The organism is Pseudoalteromonas sp. AS71, assembly GCF_038900275.1.
GTDB lineage: Bacteria > Pseudomonadota > Gammaproteobacteria > Enterobacterales > Alteromonadaceae > Pseudoalteromonas.
Map to the genome: position 1 here is coordinate 92,939 of NZ_JBBMQZ010000015.1, position 19,582 is coordinate 112,520.

Consider the following 19,582-nt stretch of genomic DNA (forward strand, 5'->3'; position numbering starts at 1 on the left):
CAATAAAATAGTTAGATACCACTATTATGCAAAAAACTATCCAACGTTTCTTTGACACGTGTTTTTAGAGTCATATCGAGTGACGATTGCGCTGTTTTAACTTCACAGCCACCGCGTTCAAGAGTGGGTTCTGCCATTAGTTGCCAGTTATTGTCAATAATGGTTTGTTCGCCGTAGCTCTCTTTTATGAGTTCTAAGTCTTCGGGGTTTAAATGGATTCGTACTTTTTCTTGCTCCGCATTAAGTGAATTAATACTTTGCTTTAACGTGTGTAAAATCACATCTGGCGATGTTTTTACTTCTTGATAAATAACAGCTTCCGCCAACATGCTAGCAAGTTGTACTAATTGCTTCTCAGCTTGTTCGTCCACTTTATCTAGCGGTGCAGTTAGCCCCTCTAAAATGGCTTTTAAACTTGTTAACTGCTCTTCAATTAATGGTTTTACATCTTCAAGGCCTTGTGTTTTACCTTGCTCTAACCCTTCTTTGTAACCTGCTTCTTTACCTTCGCCAACGCCTTTTTCAAAGCCGTCTATGTAGCCTTGCTCATGACCTTGTTTGAGGCCTTCTTCGTACGCGTCTTGTCTAATGCGTTCAAGCTCAACCATGGTAAGCGCAGGGAGTTCTGGCTCTTGTGGCTCATCAATTGGCATTTCTTCAGCTAATTCTTTTTTGTACAGCTCACTAAGCGGTGTGCCGTAAGCTGTAGAGCGATTGCCAAAGCTGCTCTCATCTGGTGCTACATCCGGTATAGCCCAGTTTTTTAATAGTTCATCTGCTTCATCAGCGTGAAGAGTGCGCCCTTTGAGTTTGCTCATGGTTTACAGGAACTCCTCGCCACCGCCGCCGCCCAGCTGAATTTCACCTGAGTCAGATAAACGACGCGCTGTTGATAAAATCTCTTTTTGCGCCGCTTCTACTTCACTTATACGAACAGGTGCCATAGCTTCTAAATCATCAGCAAGCATTTCGGCTGCACGCTTAGACATATTGCCCAGTATTTTATCTTTAAGGGCATCGTCGGTGCCCTTAATTGCTTTCATTAATACGTCTTGTTGTACTTCTCGTAGGATTGCTTGAATACCACGGTCTTCAACATCCATTAAGTTTTCAAACACAAACATTAAGTCTTGAATTTGCTGCGACATCTCTTCGTCATGTTCACGAATAGAATCCATTAACTGCCCTTCTACGTTGGTATCTAGGTAGTTCATAATATCTGCAGCAGCTTTTAAGCCGCCCATTTTAGCAGCTTGCGCACCTGCTTGGCCGGCAAATTGTTTTTCCATGATTTCGTTTAGCTCTTGCAGTGCTGCTGGCTGAACTTCTTCAAGGTTTGCAATACGCATAGTTAAATCTAAGCGTACTTTTTCAGGGAACTGAGCAATAATCTCAGCTGACTGTTCTGGCTCTAAATACGATAATACAATGGTTTGAATTTGTGGATGCTCATTACGAATAATGTTTGCTACCTGCTTAGAGTCCATCCATTTTAATGAATCCAGGCCTTTAGCGCCTGAGCCCATAACAATTTGGTCAATAAGGCTAGCAGCTTTGTCTTCACCAAGAGCGGCTGTAAGCGCTTTTTTAATAAAATCTTCTGACTGAAAACCAATGGTACTAAAGCTTTGAATTTGCTCTATAAACAAGTTGTGTACAGCGCTTATTTTAGCTTGTGATAAATCCTGTAGCCCAGCCATCGCCATACCCACTTTTTGCACCTGTTTAGGTTCTAAGTGTTTAAGGATTTGCGCGGCATCTTCTTCTGATAAACTCAAAAGTAATATAGCGGCTTTATCTACCCCATCTAGCTTATCAACATCAAAGGCTGGCGGGAGTTGTTTTTGTTCTTGATCAGTCATCTTCTGTTAACCACGCTTTCACTACTTGTGATGATAGTTCTGGTTCGTTAGCTACAAGGGCACGAATTGCTTTAAGTAGATCTTCGTCGCCATGTAAATCCGGTAACTGCAGTGTACCATCACTTGAGAAACCAACCGAAGCAGAATCAAAGTCTTTATTTAGCATATCAAGCGTGTTGTCGCCAATATCTACGCCTGAGCTTAGTGCATCTTCGTCGTATTCTTCTAGTGTATCGTCTGGGTAAATCAAGCGTTTAAGCATTGGTTTTACCACTGCCATTATTAATACAATGATAACTAAGGCGCCCAATACAAGGCGGGCTATTTTCATAAACCAGTCTTGTTCCCACAGTGGCACTTCTATAGCTAAATCTGTTGCTTCACGTACAAACGGCACTGTTACTACTTCAAGTGCATCACCACGTTGCATATCAAAGCCCACACCGCCTTGTAGTAAGCGACGAATATTTGACAATGCTTCAACCGAGCGTGGAGCCATGGTTGTTTCGCCGTTTTCTCCCACTTTAGGAATATAGTCAACAGCAACCGATACGCTTATTCTGCGTATAACACCACTTTGTTGGCGCTTGTGCGAAATGGTAGTATCGAGTTCATAATTACGTGTAGCTTCTTTATGGCTACGTGTTGGAGAAGTAGCTGTGCCTGCACCACCTTGCCCCGCAACCTCAGGAATATTTGAATTTAGCGGTGGCTGATTTGTAAGCGCACCTGGAATACCAACAGCTAGGCCGCCAATGTTATTTTCTTCAAATGTGGTTTCGCTTCTAACCGCTGGTAAGTCTGGGTTATAACGCTTTTGAGTTTCCTCAATCGAGCTAAAATCCATACTCAAATCAACTTGAGCTGTATAGTTTGCAAGCCCAACAACCGGTATTAAAATACTGTCTATTTTTTCAAGATACTCTTGTTCGCGCTTACGTTCTAAATCGTATTCTTTACGAGAGCGTGCTGCTAATGAGCTTTGCGAACCTGAATTTAATAATCGACCATTTTGGTCAGTAACCGTAACACGTGCAGGCTCTAAGCCTTGTACTGCTGAAGCAATCATATCAACAACAGAGTCTACCTCTTCACGGTCAAGTGAGCGGCCACGCTTAAGTGTTAATACAACAGTAGCGGATGGTTTTTTCTCTCTGCGGGCAAATACGTTTTCTTTAGGGATGGCTAACAATACTTTGGCGCGAGTAATGTTATTTAGCTCTTCAATAGTGCGGGCAAGTTGTTGCTCGCGGCCATGTTTAAGGCGTTCGCGCTCTAAGCGTTGGCTTACACCAAAGCCCATATCTTGCATAATTATGTCGGAGCCAGATGCAGGGCCTTGCTCTAACCCTTCGCGGGTCATTAGCAATTTAATGTTTTGGTATTCGCTTTCATCAACCGAGACAACATTGCCATCAAGTTGATATTCAATTTTTTGCGCATCTAAAAAGTCTAATGTTTGAATAAGCTCTTCTGTTTGCATTTTGCCTAACGGGCGCATATCTGGCTGACGAGCCCAAATAATAATGAAAATCGCGATAGCTAAACAAATCGCTAATGCTATTACCAGTGTTACTTGGCGCAATACATCAACACCACTTAAAGCACTTAAGTAGCCTGACTTTTGTTCTTGTTGATCATCACCACCACTTTGGTCGATACCGCCGCCAGCAAGTGCTAGGTCTGTAGATTGGTTAGATTGCGCCACAATAATTCTCCACTACCTAATTAAACAGGCATGTTCATGATTTCTTTATAAGCTTCAACAAGTTTATTACGAACCTGTACTGTAGCCTCAAAAGCAACTGACGATTTTTGAGAAGCAATCATCGCCTCAGCAAGCGATACACTTCGATCACCCATTTCAACCGCTTTTACTTTTTGACCTGCATCTTGCTGTAGACCGTGCACTGTATTTAGTGCATCACTTAGCATGTCGCCAAACTGGGAAGTAGAAGTAGGCTGAACTTGAGTCGGCAATTTATTTATTTGATTATTACGGCCGGCTTCTAAAGCCATTGATTGCATTTCTTGAAATACAGCACTGTTTTGAATTTTCATAATTTATCTCTGACACGCAGTGAACTCTTACAAGTAATAAAGCACAAAACATGCCAAATAATTAATTGTTAAAATACATGCAGTTAGCTTTAAATTATGTGAGTCAGAGTTTTGACAACCCTAAGTTCGCAGCGCAAACTTAGGGTTTATAGGAGGTTATGCAGGAAGTGAAATACCTAAATCGCGCATTTGCGCTAGTTTATAACGTAAAGTTCGTGGGCTTATGCCCAACGTTTCGGCAACGTCTTTACGCTTACCTTGGCAACGTGCAAGGGTTTCTAAAATAATGCGATGCTCTTTATCTTTAAGCTCATCTTTATAGCTACCGGTATCTGCTGCTAGTAAACCTTGTTTAGGCTCATCCTCGGCATGCAATTTTTCATCGTAGTATGCCGAGCTTAGCGTGCTTTTATCAACGCCTTTATTTACGTGAGCCACTTCTGTTGGCGCCGGTGCCAATGAAGGCTCCATAACAAAGTTATTAGCTACTAAGTTTTCAATAAAAATAGCATGCTCGTTTATTGTATCGCCACTTCGCAGTATAAGCGCACGCTGTATAACGTTATCAAGCTCGCGCACATTTCCAGGCCACGCGTGGGCCAGTAACTTTTGCTCGGCAGCTTTATCTAAATACGCCATGGGCTCTTTACTTTTACTGATATGGCGCTCAATTAAATGCTTAGCCAATACAATAATATCGCCAGGGCGTTGGCACAATGGTCGCCACATAAGTGGAAAAACATTAAGCCTGTAATATAAATCTTCTCTAAATTGGTTTTCAGACACGGCTTCTTTTAAATCACGATTACTGGTTGCCAAAATACGTACATCAAGCTGAATTGTTTTACGACCCCCTAAGCGCTCTACTTCACGCTCTTGCAGTACGCGTAACAGCTTTGCTTGTAGCCCTAAGTCCATCTCTGTAATTTCATCAAGTAAAATAGTGCCGCCTTGTGCTTGCTCAAACTTACCCGGACATGCTTGAATCGCGCCTGTAAAAGCCCCTTTTTCGTAACCAAATAAAGTGGCTTCGAGCATATTTTCAGGAATAGCCGCGCAGTTAATCGCCACAAATGGCTCATTACAACGACTCGACTTATCATGAATATAACGAGCGAGTACTTCCTTACCTGAACCACTTGGGCCAAGTACCATTACACTTGCATCAGAGCGTGCTACTTTACTCGCAAGCTCCAATAATTGAATACTAGTTGGGTCGGCAACAATAGGTCCGTCGGTTTCTTTTGCTTTTTCAGGCAAATAACGGCTCACCATATTTAACAGCACTTCAGGTGCAAATGGTTTAGCCATGTAGTCAATTGCACCTAGGCGCATGGCCTCTACAGCATCGTCAATTGTGGCGTACGCCGTCATCATCAATACAGGTAAATCAGGGTGGTTTAATTTAATACTGCGTAGTAAATCAAGTCCACTCATTGCGCCCATTTGCACGTCGCTTACAACAAGCGAAAATTGATCTTTTTTAAGCAGTAACATTGCTTGCTCAGCACTGCTCGCTGCAATACATTCAATACCCGACATTTCAAGGGTATCTATTAAGGCTTCACGAAGCCCAGCGTCATCTTCGACAACTAAAATAGTGTTACTCATAATGAACCCTTTAATTTAGATGCTGCCTTAATAGGCAGTAACAAGCTAAAGCAGGCACCACCATGCGTATTATTAGTCACATCAACACGGCCTTGGTGTGCATTAGCAACCGAACTCACTACAGCAAGCCCTAAGCCTGTGCCCTGACTTTTAGTAGTAAAAAATGGTTCAAAAATTTTATCGCTTTGGCTTAAATCAACACCTGGGCCATTGTCGCTCACACTAATACGAACCATATCTAAATCTTTTAAATCTCTTTGTGCGCTAATTTTTACTTTTGCACCGCCACCAATAACTTGAATACTATTGTGCACAAGATTTTGAATAGCACTGGCCAATGCCGTTTTATTACCGACTATTTGTATATCTGGCTCTGGTAAGCTTACATCCAGTTCACTTTCATTAAGTGCGACCATCGCATCAGCGCCCGCTTTAACTTCTGTTAAAAGCTGCTGCATTGAAACTTGCTCAACCACTTGCTGATCGCCACTTTTAGCAAATAAAAGCATGTCGTTTACTTGAGTTTCTAAATCTTTTAAACGCGACATTAACTTTGTTTGAAAGTTATCGCGAGATGCTTCGGGTAAGCGCTTTGACCCTAAATTAGCAGCGTAAAGCATAGCGGCTGAGAGCGGCGTACGTACTTGATGGGCTAATGACGCAACCATTTTACCCAGCGCACTTAAGCGCTGCATATGTGCAACACGTTTTTGTAAGCGGCGGGTTTCGGTTAAATCCGTCATTAAAATAAGTTGCCCAGGCTCTGGTGCTAAAGCGGTAATATCAAGTTTTATTAGGCGCCCGTCTTTTAAAGACACTTCGTGACCATCATCTTGATGCGGCCTAAAAGAGCGCTGAATAACATTAAACCAGCGTTCGCCTTCAAGTGGCTCGCCAAGCATATCAATCGCTATTTGATTCGCTTTTGCAATCAACCCTTTGCCATCAAGTACAACCACGCCTGCTGGCATTGTATCAACCAAATGCGAAAGCCAACTTGCTTGCTTGCGCAGATCGCTTAATTCACCAATGTACTCCTCTTGAAGTAAACATGGGTTATACTGATTTGCAGAAAAAAACTGTGGTTTTAGCACGCTAGCAAGGGCCATAATCAAATCTCGAATTGATGTAGATATATGTCTAAATGCACGATTTATACCAAAATTTATTTGCATACTTATCATTAAGTTACATCAACAATTTGAGCGACATAAAAATGACGCACGCAAAAAGGAATAATAATGAGTGAGCAAATAAAGTGCCGTTGCCCGTGGCTCGACACCGCTAAACCCGACTACGTTATTTACCATGATGAAGAATGGGGCGTCCCCCTTTATGATGATACAAAGCTGTTTGAATTTATCACGCTTGAATCCGCGCAAGCCGGCTTAAGCTGGTACACAATTTTAAAAAAGCGCAGCGGTTATAAAAAAGCATTTGCTAATTTTGATGTAAAAAAAGTATCACAATTCACACAAGATGACGTTGAGAGACTAATGCTTGATGAGGGTATTGTGCGCAATCGCTTAAAAATTTCGGCAACTGTTAACAACGCAAAGCGCTTTATAGAAATACAAAAAGAATTTGGAAGTTTTAGTAACTACCAATGGCAGTTTGTGGGTAATAAGCCGATTATAAGTAATTTAAATAACGTTGAGGACTACCCTGCAATTACAGAGGCATCAACCGCATTTGCGAAAGATTTAAAAAAACGGGGTTTTAAGTTTTTAGGCCCTACAACGGTTTACGCTCATATGCAGGCCTGCGGTATGGTTAACGATCACAGTAATGATTGTTTTAGAAAAGAAGAAATTATTAAGGCTTTTAGTGGGTGAGTGATTTATAGCTATAAAAGTGATTTGTTCACGAAGAGGTTAAGAGACGCTGCGCTTTAGAGAAGTAACGCGTAGGTTGACTATGGTTTCTCATTTACCCTCGTTTTTCTCTTTGTGAGATGGCGTTTTATTTAAGTGATTAAAAGTCTCGTTTTTCACGCATGCAAGTCTAGTGTCTACAACAAAAGTAAAAACCGTGTAGGTGCGAATTTACTTCGCGCTCTTGCTAATATTTTTAAGTAAAGTGCGGTATAAAACCGCACCTACAAAACGAGGGGTTATTTATCTACTGTGTTTGGCCAATTTATAACTAAACACTGACAGCTGCTTTTAAACCTTAATCCCGTGATAGATTATACTTTTTCATTTTCTCAACGAGTGTGGTTCTGCGTACACCTAATATTTCTGCAGCGCGAGCTACAACGTAATCATAGCGCTCTAGAGCTTGGGTTATTAAGCTAATTTCAAGCTCTGCTAAATAATCTTTAAGTTCAATACCATCATCAGGCAATAGCCCACTACCCGCTTGGCTAAACTCAGCGTCTGGCTCACTTTCGTCATCACTGAAACCGGTGCTAAATATATCGTTAAAGGCGTCTTTTTCCATTAACTCTTCGGGGTATTCTGGCTCGTAGGCTTCAACTTCAATGTAACGATATTTATTAGGTAAATCGGGAATATCGACCACTTTTTCAGGAAACATAATAACCATACGCTCCACTAAGTTAGCAAGCTCACGAATATTACCAGGCCAAGCATGTTCTTTTAAACTCTCAACTGCGCGTTCTGTAAACTTAGCAGTAGAACCTGTTTGCTCGTTAACACGGCGCATTAGCTCTTTTAAAAGCAGCGGAATATCATCAGCTCGCTCACTTAGCGATGGGTTTTCGATAGGAAATACATTTAAGCGGTAATATAAATCTTCCCTAAAACTGCCCTCTTCAATCATTGTTTCTAGGTTACGATGCGTGGCCGCAATAACGCGTACATCAGCCTGAATAGCCTTTGTACCACCAACACGCTCGTAGCTGCGTTCTTGCAATACTCGCAGCAATTTAACTTGCATTTGCAGTGGCATATCGCCTATTTCATCTAAAAATAGCGTCCCACCTTGCGCGAGTTCAAACCGCCCTTTTCGAGCCGATATAGCACCTGTAAACGCGCCTTTTTCGTGGCCAAATAGTTCACTTTCGAGCAGCTCCGCCGGAATAGCACCACAGTTAACAGGTACAAAAGGGCCATTAATACGCTTTGAAAGCAGGTGTACATTACGGGCAACCACTTCTTTACCAGTGCCTGATTCGCCTAAAATTAAAACATTAGCGTCGGTTTTTGCCACTTGTTCAATTAAAAAGCGAACATCTTTTACGGCCTCTGTTTCACCAACTAGCCCATCAAAAATTTTATGCGGTTTAGTATGCTTATGCTCATTAGGCAACATTCGCTGATACTGCTGGCAATCGTGAAGTAACTGAGTTGTCACTTCGTGATTAAATGGCTCGCAAATAAGCCCCACCACATTAGCTATACTTAATAGTGGTTTTAGCGTTTCGCCAATTAATAAAAACGGCAATGTTGGATAGCGTTTAATTAAGCTTTCGTGGTCAAGCGATTGCAACGCTCCTAAAATAATCATGCATTCTTGCTGCTGATATTTTTTGCATTCTTGTTCAAAGCAGTCTTCGCTTAATAGTTGAGCAGCTTCACCAATAAAGCCAAGTGAAGCATTTAATCCTATTGCGCGGTTGTTATTATTATCTAAAATCAAGATCATATTTAGCGAGCCGTACTTTCACTAATTTGTATAATTAGTTAAATTGTAAGCCAGTTCAGCATGGATGCAAGTGATAGCGGCAGTTTTTTGACATAAACGCCAAAAAACAGACACTTTTCGATTAATATATTAATTATCTGTAGGTAAAGATTACTTCGCCTACCAAAGTGAATTACAAATGGTAGACACTAGGTTAAATGCACTTTAGTTTTTTAATTAAATACAGAGTTCAAAATTTGCATAACCTGAGTTTAAATTTTTTATTTAAACCACTAACTAAGAGTCGCACTTTGGGTGCAAGCCCCAAAAACTGTAACCAACTTTACAAAACTAAACTCTTAAAGTGGCGCTAACTAAACTTAGCAGTATAATTTTCTTTTATAGCTTCAAGGTAGTTGCAAACTATTTGCGCACTAGTGTAATAGTTATTTATTGCTAACTGTTCATCCTGGTCGCTATACAAAGAATTTATTAACATTGAGTGAGTGTGTAAAAGTGTGCCGCGTAACAACTCATCAAAGTAACTGATAGTGGTATTATGAAAGCTTGTAAGCCTATGAAGCTGCTCATCAAGTGTATCTAATACCGCTTTAATAGAGGTCGGTCGACTAGACAGTTGCTCAATGTATAAATCACATAGATCTATAAACAAAGTTACATCGTTTTGAAGTGCAACAAAGGCATCATCAGTGTAATTTTCTGAACTCTTGATATTTTGAACAATATGCGCAACAAGTGTGCTTTTATTTTCAATTGGACTACTAATCAAAGAGCTTGTCCGTGTAGGCACAGTACCTTCAATGTATGCACCATCACTGCAGTTTCTCACCTGTAGATGTTTATTTTGCGCTAAGGTTCTTTCAAGTACTGAGTGAGAATACTTAAAAATTTCATCTGTTTCAACGAAAATACCTGATTCAAAATTGCTTTTTAATTTGTGCTTTGCTTTATGTGTATACAAACCTGAATCTCGTTCACCATCATAATAAACACTATTTTTAGAATGATGCTGTTCGGATTTATAACCCATATCAACACCAAATAGAGTAATATCGGTAAAACCTATTTTTTCACAAAAAGCCAACGCACAATTACTTACTGTTGGATTACAATTTACTAGTAAAGCCGGTTTTTCTTGAGACCCTAGGCCTTGTACAAAAATTTTACTACTCGCTTCCCCCCACTTCACACCTTGTACTTTATCTTCAAACATAGCAAACACAGAAGGTAAAACAGTATTTAAAGCTAAAAGGGTAATACCACTAAAAAACTCTTTATCGTAAAAAGAAGTCAATACATCATGTGTTACCTGGCAACGTTCCATCTCACAATGGAAGTCTGGCTTTAATCCATATTGATGCAAAGCACTGAGAGCCGTGCCACAGCTTATAATAATTGCGTTATCTTGATGCTCTATAAGCCATTTTATATCTGCATCTAGCGATGGCCCATTTGCAATTAGATATACAGGAATATTCTTTAACTCATCTAAACCGTCAGCTTTAAGAAAAGGCACATTAAAATTTCTAGAAAAATTATCTATACTTAGTATTGAGTCATCGTAGAACCCGAACCCTAATATATTACCAACAAATTGTTGCGATAGCTGTTTTGCAACACGATCTAGGTAATCGTCATGGTAGTGTTTATATAAAAAACTGTATCCTGAAAAAAAGCGGCCAAACCTTTGAAATACGGACTCTACCTCTTTTGTAATACCCAGTTCAGTATCAAACTCACCAACGCTAAAATGCAATTCAGTATTATTTACATTAAGCTGCTCAAAAATGTGCGACCAATCAGTTAAAAATAAGCTTAAATAAAGAAGATCAATATGAGGCTCATAAATATAGAGCTTTTTCACTATATGGTCACTTAAGATAGAGTGAATATGATAACCGCAACCTATTCCCATTAGCATTAAAGTTGGCAAAACCTTAGGTAGTCGATTACTTTTCTTTTGCTCGTTCTGCTGTTGTAAATTAACAGCAAGCTCATTTAAAAAATGACTATGAATAAATCCATCATTGATTTTTTCTCGGACAGAAAACTTGTTAGTTAGCACAACTGGGTTATCTTGAAAGCTTAAATACTGTACATATGAATCTTGATAAATATCATGTTTATATAGGTTTATTTTTTCTTTAGTGTCATAAACATTAACTTTTCCGTCTTCCATATGCAACTCAAAGCGGGAGAGCTGATAATTTAAAAAAGTATTGTAAATATCAGGATAAATAGCCTCAAAAGCTAACATATTAGATTGAAACATTTTTTCTAAATCAAAATCAGGCCTTATAAAATCTTTTAATTTAGCCTCGTATTTTTTTCTATTTTCAATCTGTGTCTGTAAAAATGATTGATAGCGCTCAAGTTCATCTAACTTTTCATTTATAGCCGATGTTAGGTCATTCATAATTACTCGCTTCCTTAACTATTGAGTAAGCTTTTAGCTGTTTTTTCTTTTTTTGCATTGAGATAAGTAACATATGCAGCCTTACTTTTTCATCACCTAACAAGTCATAATGCTTTTGAGTTTCTGCTTGGAACTGCACCATAAACTTACTGACAAACGCCTTACTTTCTGGTTCGAGGCTACTGGATAGCTCAAGTAATTCGGCTAACAAGTTGTTTTTCTTTTCTATAACCTCTGCTAAACCGCTATAGTCTTCAGCCTTTGTCATAGAGCGCTCATCTTTAAGTAAGTTTTTTAGGCACTCACTAAGCTGCATCGCCTTATAATTGAGAGACTTATCCACTTACAAACCACTTTGCTCTAAAAGTGCAAAACCTTTTTGTTTGTCTTCCTCTGTAATACCATCCCAAGCTTCTTTTATAGGCGAAAACAGCTCCTTTATTTCATCTAAAATATATATCGAATTTTGTGTATTCGCTTCTGATAATCTAATAACTAAATAATCATAAAGAGCATTTAAATTATCAGCTATATCACCACCTTGCTTTAAATTTAATCCTCCTTTTAATCCACCTATAATACCAATTGCTTTTTTAATACTATTATTTCTAGACTCAATATCTGAACGCTGAATAAAAACTTTAGCCTGATATACTTGAGTTAAAAATTCTCTCATCAAAATTTGAATAACTTGATGAGGATTGGCTTCTGAAAGAGAAAGTTCTTTTTGAGCTTTTTTGTAGGTGTTTACACGTAAGTTCATATTATTCCTATTAATTATCACTTGATACACTTGTTAATATACTTGATATATAAGAGCTAGAAGTTTGGTATTGTGCAATTATGCTATCTAAAGACGCATACTGGCTTCGTAGTGATGCTTCAAGGTTTATAAGCCTTTCACTCAAAGTGTCTCTGTCTGTTTCAACTTTTTCTAAAGACACATTAAGACTCTCTTCTCTTTTTAATAAAGATCCACCACTACCGGTGTAAAGTTCAATTAAGCTATCGACCTTATTTACTAGACCATCGTCACTGCTAAAAAAGCTTTGTAATGAGCTATACCTATCAGAGATCGTACTATTTAGTAACTCTTCACCACTTTGTAATGTGCCAATACCTAATGTTGATATTTCCATCTCACCTTCACGGTTAAAGTTAATACCTATTTCTAATAATGACTGTATCTCTGTAGTACCACCTAGATCATTAGTAAACATTCTTTGCAATTGTTGTTCCACAGTTCTAACGGTACTGTCTGATGCTAAAGACCCAGATGAAGCATTTGACACTGTATCTAACTGCCCTTTAAGAACATTATAAGCATCAACAAACTCTTGCAAACCCTCTTTTACAACTCCTTCATCTACAGAAACACTAAACTCTTGGGGTTGAGTAGTTACTGATTTAAGAGTTATTGTAGTACCTTGTATTTTATCACTTAATTCATTAGTGGAGCTACTTACAGCCTGGTCGTTAATTAATGCCTTTGCGTCCTGTGATTGTTGTTGAATAACCATGCCTGAACTGCCATTAGGAGAACTCGTTGCTATGGCAGCAAGTGAATCATCATCTGATGTAACTGTAAGTGTATTACCGTCACCAGAGATGGAAGAGCTAAATGTTAAAACTGCGCCGGAGTCACTATTTACTATATTCGCACTAACACCAAAGTTTTCACTCTCTTTATTTATTTTATTTCTTATATCTTCGAGGGTATCTGCGCTTTCTATATTTACTGTAAATTCAGAACCACCTGCATTAAACGTTAAATTGCCAGTGCCAATAGTGCTATTGGAAGTTCCTAATGCTGCAGATTGTAATTTAGAGCCCTTTGCTAATTGCAGCACTTCGACAGAAAAGTCTCCAGATTGCATAGAGCTTCCTACTTCTACTTCAAATGCTTGCTCAGACTCTTCTACACCGTTACCAAATGATACAAGCCTAGAATTGTACGTTTCATCATCACCAAGTTTAGCAAGTGCATCATTAAATGTATCGAGGGCAGCTTTAAAAGTTCCAACACCTGACAGCTCGGTTGTGTAATTTATCTCACGGGCGTTGAGCTGATTTGTCTTAACTGCACTTTCAGCTTGAATAGTTACTTCAATTATAGACTCAAGATCTAAACCTGAACCTACCCCTGCAGATGTGATACTAGCCATAATTTAGCCCCTAAATTTTTTGGTCAAAAAGTAAACCTAGCGAAGTTCCAAAAATTTCTTCCTGTAATTTATCAATTTTACTTGCTAGCTCCAGCACTTCTTCACTTGGTATTTGACGTATAATTTCATTTGTTTCAGAATCGGTCACTACAACAAATGATTTTTTAGATTCTTCATGAATGTTAAACTCAAACTGTTTCGTTTGCAGTTGAGAGAGTGATTCAATTTTTAAAACTGACTCCTGCAAATTTTGTACCGAAACAAGTTCACTAGGACTAACTTGAACCTCTTGTTCTAATTTTTCATCACTGGCATTTAAAGTGAGTTGCCGCCCTTCACTTAAAACAGAAGTTAAATTGATATTTAAGTTCTGTTTGTTTAAATCAGCGCTATTTGACTCCATTTTATTTCTCCCAAAAAAAAAGCTTTGCCTACCAGATGTCTCCAGTATACAAAGCTTTTCTTAAATAAGCTTTTTTATAAAAGAGACAAAGCAATCTGTGGCTGTTGGTTAGCTTGCGCTAACATAGAGCTTGATGCCTGCTGTAATACTTGATTTCGAGCAAGACTGGCACTTTCCGCTGCAAAGTCAGCATCCATAATACGAGAGCGAGACGCAGACACATTTTCAGATACATTAGACAAATTACGAATTGTAGAACTGAAACGATTCTGTTTCGCACCCAAGTCTGCACGTATATCGTTTACTGTTTTCAAAGATGCATCTAAAGCAGTGATTGCTTCCTGAGCTTGCGAAGCCGTACTAATTACAAGTGAGGTAGTTTCTAAACCCGCAGCATCCATATCAGTACTAATTTTTATTTCAATTACTTGATTAGCATCAGCTCCAACTTGGAAATCAGCAGTGAACGTACCGTTTAATACATTTACACCACCAAACGTCGTAGTATCTGCGACTCGGGTAATCTCTTCATTTAATTGAGTAAACTCTTTTTGAAGAGCTGCTCTATCATCAACGCTATTAGAGCCGTTAGCTGATTGAATTGATAAAACACGCATACGTTGTAACATATTTGTTGTTTCTTCCAATGCTCCCTCAGCAGTTTGAGCTATTGAAATACCATCATTTGCATTACGCCCAGCTTGGTCTAACCCTTTCATTTGAGACTCTAAGCGAGAACCTATTTGTAAACCAGCTGCATCGTCAGCAGAGCTGTTTACACGTAAACCAGAAGATAGACGTTGGAATGACGTAGACAAATCGTTTGTAGAGTTTGATAAGTTACGTTGTGAGTTTAATGACATTACATTTGTATTTACGCTTAAAGCCATGATAGCCTCCTAATAATTTAACTAGATGGGAATCAAGCTTAACGTTAAACGTATTTTGCTCTGTGATTCCTGATTCAATTAAGTTATCGGCGCTAAATTTATTTACTTTAATGTTTTTTAGCTTTATTTTTTATTTTTATCTTCTAAAGCCTTAAAGCTAGGTAAAACCTAGCTTTAATTAGAAGGTAATGGTTACTGTAATAACGATAATGCAATCTGAGGCTGTTGATTTGCCTGAGCAAGTATAGTACTTGATGCTTGTTGCAATACTTGATTTCGAGCCAAACTAGCACTTTCCGCAGCAAAATCGGCATCCATAATACGCGATCTAGAAGCCGATACGTTCTCTGCAACATTACTTAAATTTCGAATTGTAGAACTAAATCTATTTTGTTTGGCACCTAAATCAGCCCTAACATCATTAACGATTTTTAATGCGTCATCAATACTATCAATCGCTGTTTGCGCTCCGGCTGCTGTCGAAATAGTATCTGTTATAACTCCCAGCCCTGTAGCCCCCATACTTGTAGCAATTGAAACTGAAATAGTTTGATTTGCATCTGCACCAACCTGAAACTCAGCGGAGTAAGTACCATTTAGAACGTTTACTCCACCAAATGTCGTTGTTACCGCTATTCTGTCTATTTCTTCTTGTAATTGGACGAACTCTTTTTGCAGCGCAGCTCTATCATCATCGCTATTAGAACCGTTAGCTGATTGAATTGATAAAACACGCATACGTTGCAACATACTTGTTGTTTCATCAAGGGCTCCTTCAGCGGTCTGTGATATTGATATACCATCGTTTGCATTTCTAGCAGCCTGGTTTAAACCATTTACCTGAGTAGTTAAACGAGAACCAATTTGCAAACCAGCGGCATCATCTTTTGCGCTGTTTACACGCAAACCTGATGATAATCTTTCAAACGAAGTGCTAAGGTCATTTGTTGAGTTTGCTAGATTTCTTTGAGAGTTTATCGAAGCAATATTTGAGTTTACTGTTAAGGCCATTTTACCATCTCCTAGTGTTAAGGTGCGGTTCTATATGCTTTAAGCAGGAACCACTATTTGTAGTTTATCTTCGTTAATTTAAATGCATGAGTCATGCCAACTAATGAAAACTCCTTATCTGATTGTTTTTTTTTGTATTTATTTAGGTAATTAGTAGAATGCACTTGAAATGATATATTTTTATAAGAGAGTTATTAGTAAATGACATATTTTTGCCGCTCACTGTCACTTGTTTTTATATGCGAGGAGGCAAGTTATTACCTTTTAGTAAGCTAATAACTTTAATAACAGAATTTACAAATAATCAAATAATGAAAGGTTGGATAAACGCCCAAAAGTTGCCTGCGATGCTTGTAATGCAGTTTCTTGCTTGGTCAATTCGCTAATTGCTTCAACCATATCAACTTCTACTAAGTTAGAGCGATTACTTTTATTTTGTATGTCAATCGACAAGTTTGAAGCTGTAATTCTATCGACTACATTTAGCCGCCCGCCTAAATTTGCTTGGGTAAATACAACTTGTTCACCTGCATTCTGCAGTTGTACAACTCCATCAGCAAGTACTTGTTGAAAGTCATCACCTTCAAGTGTGCCATCGTTAAGGCCGGTAATAAGTGCTTGTAATGTATTAAGTACGTTTTCTTTGCCTGGTTTTTCAAGGTTAAAATCTAGTTGACCAGGCGCACTCCCTTCTAATTCAATCGTCATACCTGCGTATTCAATTGTATCATCGTTAACTTCACCAGTTACAGCGGGGGTTAATGCTGCGCCGCCTCGGTATATTTCGTAAGTTTGTGGATCTGTTGCTGTAGCACCTGGGCTTACTAATACACTATATGTATTTGCTGTTGCCGAAGCTGCTGGGTCTGCGTTGTAATTTGCTTGATGAAACTTATCAAACTCAGCTTGGCCGTCAACATATACACTTGCCGCTGTAATAGAGCCTGAAACACTTGCCGTGCTAGATTCTACATTTAATCGCGCATCAATCTTTTCAAACGTATCAAAGCCGTTATCGCTTGATTTAATTGATACACCTTCAGCTATAGTTATTTGGTGCTGACCTTGGTCGCCATTATAAGTGTATTCTTCTGCAACTGAGTCAAACTGATATGGTTGCGTATTGTCTTGGTAACCCGAAAATATAAATTTCCCATCTTCTAAACGGGTATTCATTAGGTCAAGTATACTACTTTGTATCCCTTCTAATTCTGAAGCTATAGAACTTAAATCAGACTTACTTAATGCTCCGTTACCTGCTTGAATTGTTAATGTTTGTGCTTTTTGTATAGCATAGTTAATACTTTCTAATATAGTTTCTTCACTATTTAATCTATTACTAAGCTGATCGATATTTTTAGTGTATTGCTCATTAGTTTGTATTTTATTTGAATACAGCATAGCTTGCGAAATAGCAGCTGGCGCTTCTGAGGTGGTTAAATACTTTTCACCTGTTGTTACTCGCTCTTGAGCATTTGCAACACCTTGTTGGTTGTCGAGTATTTTATTTATGTTGTTTTGGTACATTAAATTATTTGATAAACGCATAATTACCTCGCCGCATTTAATAAGGTGTCAAAAATTTCTTGAGCTGCTGCTAAAACTTGTGCTGATGCTGAATATGATTGTTGAAAACGCAGTAAATTCGCGGCCTCTTCATCAAGGTTTACACCCGATAGTGATTCATACCATGCCTCAGATTGCTGTGCTAGTGCGTCAAATGCAGCCCCACTTGTGATTGCTTGGCCAGTTATAACACCTATATCACTCACTAATCCTGAATAAGCTTGGTTGAACGTTTTATGGTTATCGGCCGTTGCTGTTGTTTCTACGTTTAAGCGTACTAACTCGCCATTTTGTAAATCAGCTAATTTTAAACCATTACGGTTATCGTCAAAGCCGCCTTCATTAAACTCAAGTGTAAAGGTGTCGCCTGTTGCTGGTGTACCTTCTATATCAAAATCGAATCCGTAGGTATCAAATGGAGCACCCGCTTGCGATAACATTCCTTTTGCAGGAGGCGTAATAGTAAAAGTACTCGTTCCGCTATTATCAGTAATTTGATATTCGTTAGCATTACCTGTTTTAACAAGCGTTATTTCACCGTTTGTTAAGCTTGGTGTTGAAGTAAATCCACCGGAGGTAACACTTGTTACTTCTCCCGCTGAAATAGTAGCGGTACCTATATTATTTAAATCGTTAGCAGTACGGATTGGCGATGCTAGTGCTAAATCTTCTGCGCGCCCTGTTGCAAGTGTAATACTTGAAGCGGCATCTGAATTAAGCTTTATTTGAAATTGATCCCCCTCAACACCTGCCCCAGATACATTTACTTGAAGACCAAATGATTCGCCTGAGGTAATAGTCGATGAATCAATAACACCTGTCGATATATCAGCAAGTGAAGGCTGCCCTAACGGATCGCCTTTGTTATCTATAGGCTGAATACTTACTTCGTTGGCATTGCCTGTATAGGTAATAATAAAGTCACTGGCAGGAAGTTCACTGCCCTTACCTGGCTCTACCGTTGCAGTCATACCAGCAGTGCCCGTGTTAGCTTGATACGCATATGCGCCAACGGTAGGTATATTAAAAATATTACCCCCTAGCTGACCTGTTGCATCCATACCCAATTTGTTTTGTTCGTTAAATGCATCAGCAATAGCTAAGCCCATTTGACCAATTTGGTTTTGCGCAGGGACTAATATGTCATCTCTAAAAGCAAGTAAACCGCCAATTTTGCCTTTAAGCTTGCTTACATCAACTTCAAGCGGCACAGCTTTGCCACCATTAACGTCAAGCGTGAATTCTTTAAAATTAGGATCAGGATCGCCCGTCATCGAAAATAAGTTAAATGCGCCATTTTGCATGACAACCGCTTCGCCTGTGCCCATAAAAACGAGTTTTTCGCCATTTGGACCATCAAGCGTTTCTATGTCTATTAGCTCTGATAAGTCGCGTATTGCTTTATCGCGTTCGTTATAGGTAGAGCTGGCATCTGCGGCGTTATTAGTGCCATTAACTGCTGCAATATTTTGATTTAGCGTGCTAATACTTTGAATGAGTGAGTTTGCTTCATCTGAAAATATTTCGAGCTGCTCGTTTACTATACTTTTTTGATCAAGCACGATGCCCGAAAGCCTATCCATCTGATCAATTAAGCTTTGCGCATCTGTCATTACTAATGAGCGAGCAACAGTAGACGAGGGCTGATTTAGCGCTTCTTGCACGTTATTAAATAAAGAGTTAATACCAGTCGAAAGATTATTCGACTCTTCAGAAAAAATAGTATCAACTCGATTAGCCTCAGTAATAAACTGATCGAAAAACGATTTATTAGAGGTGTCACGATTTAGCTGTGACTGAGCAAACTCATTTAGTAATCGGTATGTTTCGCCTCGCCCTACTTGGTTGTCAACCATAGTAGTAAACTCTGTACGCTCACGCACATAGCCTTCTGTATTAACATTGGCGATATTTTTACTTGTCGTTTGCAGTAGCTCCGAGCTTGCTCTAACCCCAGAACTGGCAATGTTTAATAAATTAAACGACAT

Annotated in this window: 17 protein-coding genes; 1 reads left to right on the plus strand and 16 read right to left on the minus strand. The window is 39.0% G+C overall.

What is annotated here, in order from left to right; genetic code table 11:
- Positions 1–11: 11 nt before the first annotated feature.
- The 6 genes from fliH to WNY98_RS12745 all read right to left on the minus strand — a co-directional run bounded on the left by fliH (position 12) and on the right by WNY98_RS12745 (position 6,643).
- The gene (gene fliH / locus WNY98_RS12720; protein ID WP_076923508.1) at positions 12–818 is read right to left on the minus strand and encodes a flagellar assembly protein FliH; all 807 of its coding nucleotides are present in this window, start codon (positions 816–818) and stop codon (positions 12–14) included.
- Between the two features lie 3 nt (positions 819–821).
- Positions 822–1,862 (minus strand): flagellar motor switch protein FliG, encoded by a 1,041-nt coding sequence (gene fliG / locus WNY98_RS12725; protein ID WP_007581881.1) that lies wholly within the window; start codon positions 1,860–1,862, stop codon positions 822–824.
- Complete coding sequence (fliF, locus tag WNY98_RS12730) at positions 1,855–3,570, minus strand: flagellar basal-body MS-ring/collar protein FliF (RefSeq protein ID WP_024606216.1); 1,716 nt, start codon at positions 3,568–3,570, stop codon at positions 1,855–1,857. The genes fliG and fliF overlap by 8 nt, the downstream gene beginning before the upstream one ends.
- A 20-nt stretch (positions 3,571–3,590) precedes the next feature.
- Complete coding sequence (gene fliE, locus WNY98_RS12735; RefSeq protein ID WP_008168784.1) at positions 3,591–3,923, minus strand: flagellar hook-basal body complex protein FliE; 333 nt, start codon at positions 3,921–3,923, stop codon at positions 3,591–3,593.
- A 156-nt stretch (positions 3,924–4,079) separates the two neighbouring features.
- Positions 4,080–5,534: a sigma-54 dependent transcriptional regulator gene (locus tag WNY98_RS12740; RefSeq protein WP_342878059.1), complete on the minus strand. Its 1,455-nt coding sequence runs from the start codon at positions 5,532–5,534 to the stop codon at positions 4,080–4,082.
- Complete coding sequence (locus WNY98_RS12745) at positions 5,531–6,643, minus strand: ATP-binding protein (protein WP_342878073.1); 1,113 nt, start codon at positions 6,641–6,643, stop codon at positions 5,531–5,533. The genes WNY98_RS12740 and WNY98_RS12745 overlap by 4 nt, the downstream gene beginning before the upstream one ends.
- 132 nt (positions 6,644–6,775) lie before the next feature.
- Here WNY98_RS12745 and WNY98_RS12750 point away from each other — a divergent pair, with 132 nt between their 5' ends.
- Complete coding sequence (locus WNY98_RS12750) at positions 6,776–7,369, plus strand: DNA-3-methyladenine glycosylase I (protein WP_342878060.1); 594 nt, start codon at positions 6,776–6,778, stop codon at positions 7,367–7,369.
- Positions 7,370–7,706: 337 nt separating this feature from the next.
- Here the strand turns inward: WNY98_RS12750 and WNY98_RS12755 are convergent, their stop codons facing one another.
- From WNY98_RS12755 to flgK, 10 genes are all read right to left on the minus strand, one after another.
- Positions 7,707–9,143 (minus strand): sigma-54-dependent Fis family transcriptional regulator, encoded by a 1,437-nt coding sequence (locus WNY98_RS12755; protein WP_342878061.1) that lies wholly within the window; start codon positions 9,141–9,143, stop codon positions 7,707–7,709.
- A gap of 349 nt (positions 9,144–9,492) precedes the next feature.
- Positions 9,493–11,559 carry a 6-hydroxymethylpterin diphosphokinase MptE-like protein gene (locus WNY98_RS12760; protein ID WP_342878062.1) on the minus strand — a complete coding sequence of 689 codons (2,067 nt, stop codon included), beginning with the start codon at positions 11,557–11,559 and terminating at the stop codon, positions 9,493–9,495.
- Positions 11,552–11,902, minus strand: a complete 351-nt coding sequence (locus tag WNY98_RS12765) for a hypothetical protein (protein WP_342878063.1) — start codon at positions 11,900–11,902, stop codon at positions 11,552–11,554. The genes WNY98_RS12760 and WNY98_RS12765 overlap by 8 nt, the downstream gene beginning before the upstream one ends.
- The gene (fliS, locus tag WNY98_RS12770) at positions 11,903–12,322 is read right to left on the minus strand and encodes a flagellar export chaperone FliS (protein ID WP_342878064.1); all 420 of its coding nucleotides are present in this window, start codon (positions 12,320–12,322) and stop codon (positions 11,903–11,905) included.
- 10 nt (positions 12,323–12,332) lie between these two features.
- The gene (fliD, locus tag WNY98_RS12775) at positions 12,333–13,724 is read right to left on the minus strand and encodes a flagellar filament capping protein FliD (protein WP_342878065.1); all 1,392 of its coding nucleotides are present in this window, start codon (positions 13,722–13,724) and stop codon (positions 12,333–12,335) included.
- 10 nt (positions 13,725–13,734) lie between these two features.
- On the minus strand, positions 13,735–14,127 hold the full coding sequence (locus WNY98_RS12780; RefSeq protein WP_342878066.1) for a flagellar protein FlaG: 393 nt from the start codon (positions 14,125–14,127) through the stop codon (positions 13,735–13,737).
- 74 nt (positions 14,128–14,201) lie between these two features.
- Positions 14,202–15,017, minus strand: coding sequence for a flagellin (locus WNY98_RS12785; protein WP_342878067.1), 816 nt, complete (start codon positions 15,015–15,017; stop codon positions 14,202–14,204).
- A 192-nt stretch (positions 15,018–15,209) separates the two neighbouring features.
- Positions 15,210–16,028: a flagellin gene (locus WNY98_RS12790; RefSeq protein ID WP_278382871.1), complete on the minus strand. Its 819-nt coding sequence runs from the start codon at positions 16,026–16,028 to the stop codon at positions 15,210–15,212.
- Between the two features lie 294 nt (positions 16,029–16,322).
- On the minus strand, positions 16,323–17,576 hold the full coding sequence (gene flgL / locus WNY98_RS12795) for a flagellar hook-associated protein FlgL (RefSeq protein ID WP_342878068.1): 1,254 nt from the start codon (positions 17,574–17,576) through the stop codon (positions 16,323–16,325).
- 2 nt (positions 17,577–17,578) lie between these two features.
- Complete coding sequence (gene flgK / locus WNY98_RS12800) at positions 17,579–19,582, minus strand: flagellar hook-associated protein FlgK (RefSeq protein WP_342878069.1); 2,004 nt, start codon at positions 19,580–19,582, stop codon at positions 17,579–17,581.

What these genes read in the sequence shown, in the direction of transcription:
- WNY98_RS12785 (WP_342878067.1), bottom strand. Translation starts at nt 15,017, where the DNA reads ATGGCTTTAAGCGTAAATACAAATGTAATGTCATTAAACTCACAACGT.
- WNY98_RS12780 (WP_342878066.1), bottom strand. Translation starts at nt 14,127, where the DNA reads ATGGAGTCAAATAGCGCTGATTTAAACAAACAGAACTTAAATATCAAT.
- WNY98_RS12790 (WP_278382871.1), bottom strand. Translation starts at nt 16,028, where the DNA reads ATGGCCTTAACAGTAAACTCAAATATTGCTTCGATAAACTCTCAAAGA.
- fliS (WP_342878064.1), bottom strand. Translation starts at nt 12,322, where the DNA reads ATGAACTTACGTGTAAACACCTACAAAAAAGCTCAAAAAGAACTTTCT.
- WNY98_RS12755 (WP_342878061.1), bottom strand. Translation starts at nt 9,143, where the DNA reads ATGATCTTGATTTTAGATAATAATAACAACCGCGCAATAGGATTAAAT.
- WNY98_RS12745 (WP_342878073.1), bottom strand. Translation starts at nt 6,643, where the DNA reads ATGGCCCTTGCTAGCGTGCTAAAACCACAGTTTTTTTCTGCAAATCAG.
- flgL (WP_342878068.1), bottom strand. Translation starts at nt 17,576, where the DNA reads ATGCGTTTATCAAATAATTTAATGTACCAAAACAACATAAATAAAATA.
- WNY98_RS12760 (WP_342878062.1), bottom strand. Translation starts at nt 11,559, where the DNA reads ATGAATGACCTAACATCGGCTATAAATGAAAAGTTAGATGAACTTGAG.
- fliD (WP_342878065.1), bottom strand. Translation starts at nt 13,724, where the DNA reads ATGGCTAGTATCACATCTGCAGGGGTAGGTTCAGGTTTAGATCTTGAG.
- flgK (WP_342878069.1), bottom strand. Translation starts at nt 19,582, where the DNA reads ATGTCGTTTAATTTATTAAACATTGCCAGTTCTGGGGTTAGAGCAAGC.
- fliH (WP_076923508.1), bottom strand. Translation starts at nt 818, where the DNA reads ATGAGCAAACTCAAAGGGCGCACTCTTCACGCTGATGAAGCAGATGAA.
- WNY98_RS12740 (WP_342878059.1), bottom strand. Translation starts at nt 5,534, where the DNA reads ATGAGTAACACTATTTTAGTTGTCGAAGATGACGCTGGGCTTCGTGAA.
- fliG (WP_007581881.1), bottom strand. Translation starts at nt 1,862, where the DNA reads ATGACTGATCAAGAACAAAAACAACTCCCGCCAGCCTTTGATGTTGAT.
- WNY98_RS12750 (WP_342878060.1), top strand. Translation starts at nt 6,776, where the DNA reads ATGAGTGAGCAAATAAAGTGCCGTTGCCCGTGGCTCGACACCGCTAAA.
- fliE (WP_008168784.1), bottom strand. Translation starts at nt 3,923, where the DNA reads ATGAAAATTCAAAACAGTGCTGTATTTCAAGAAATGCAATCAATGGCT.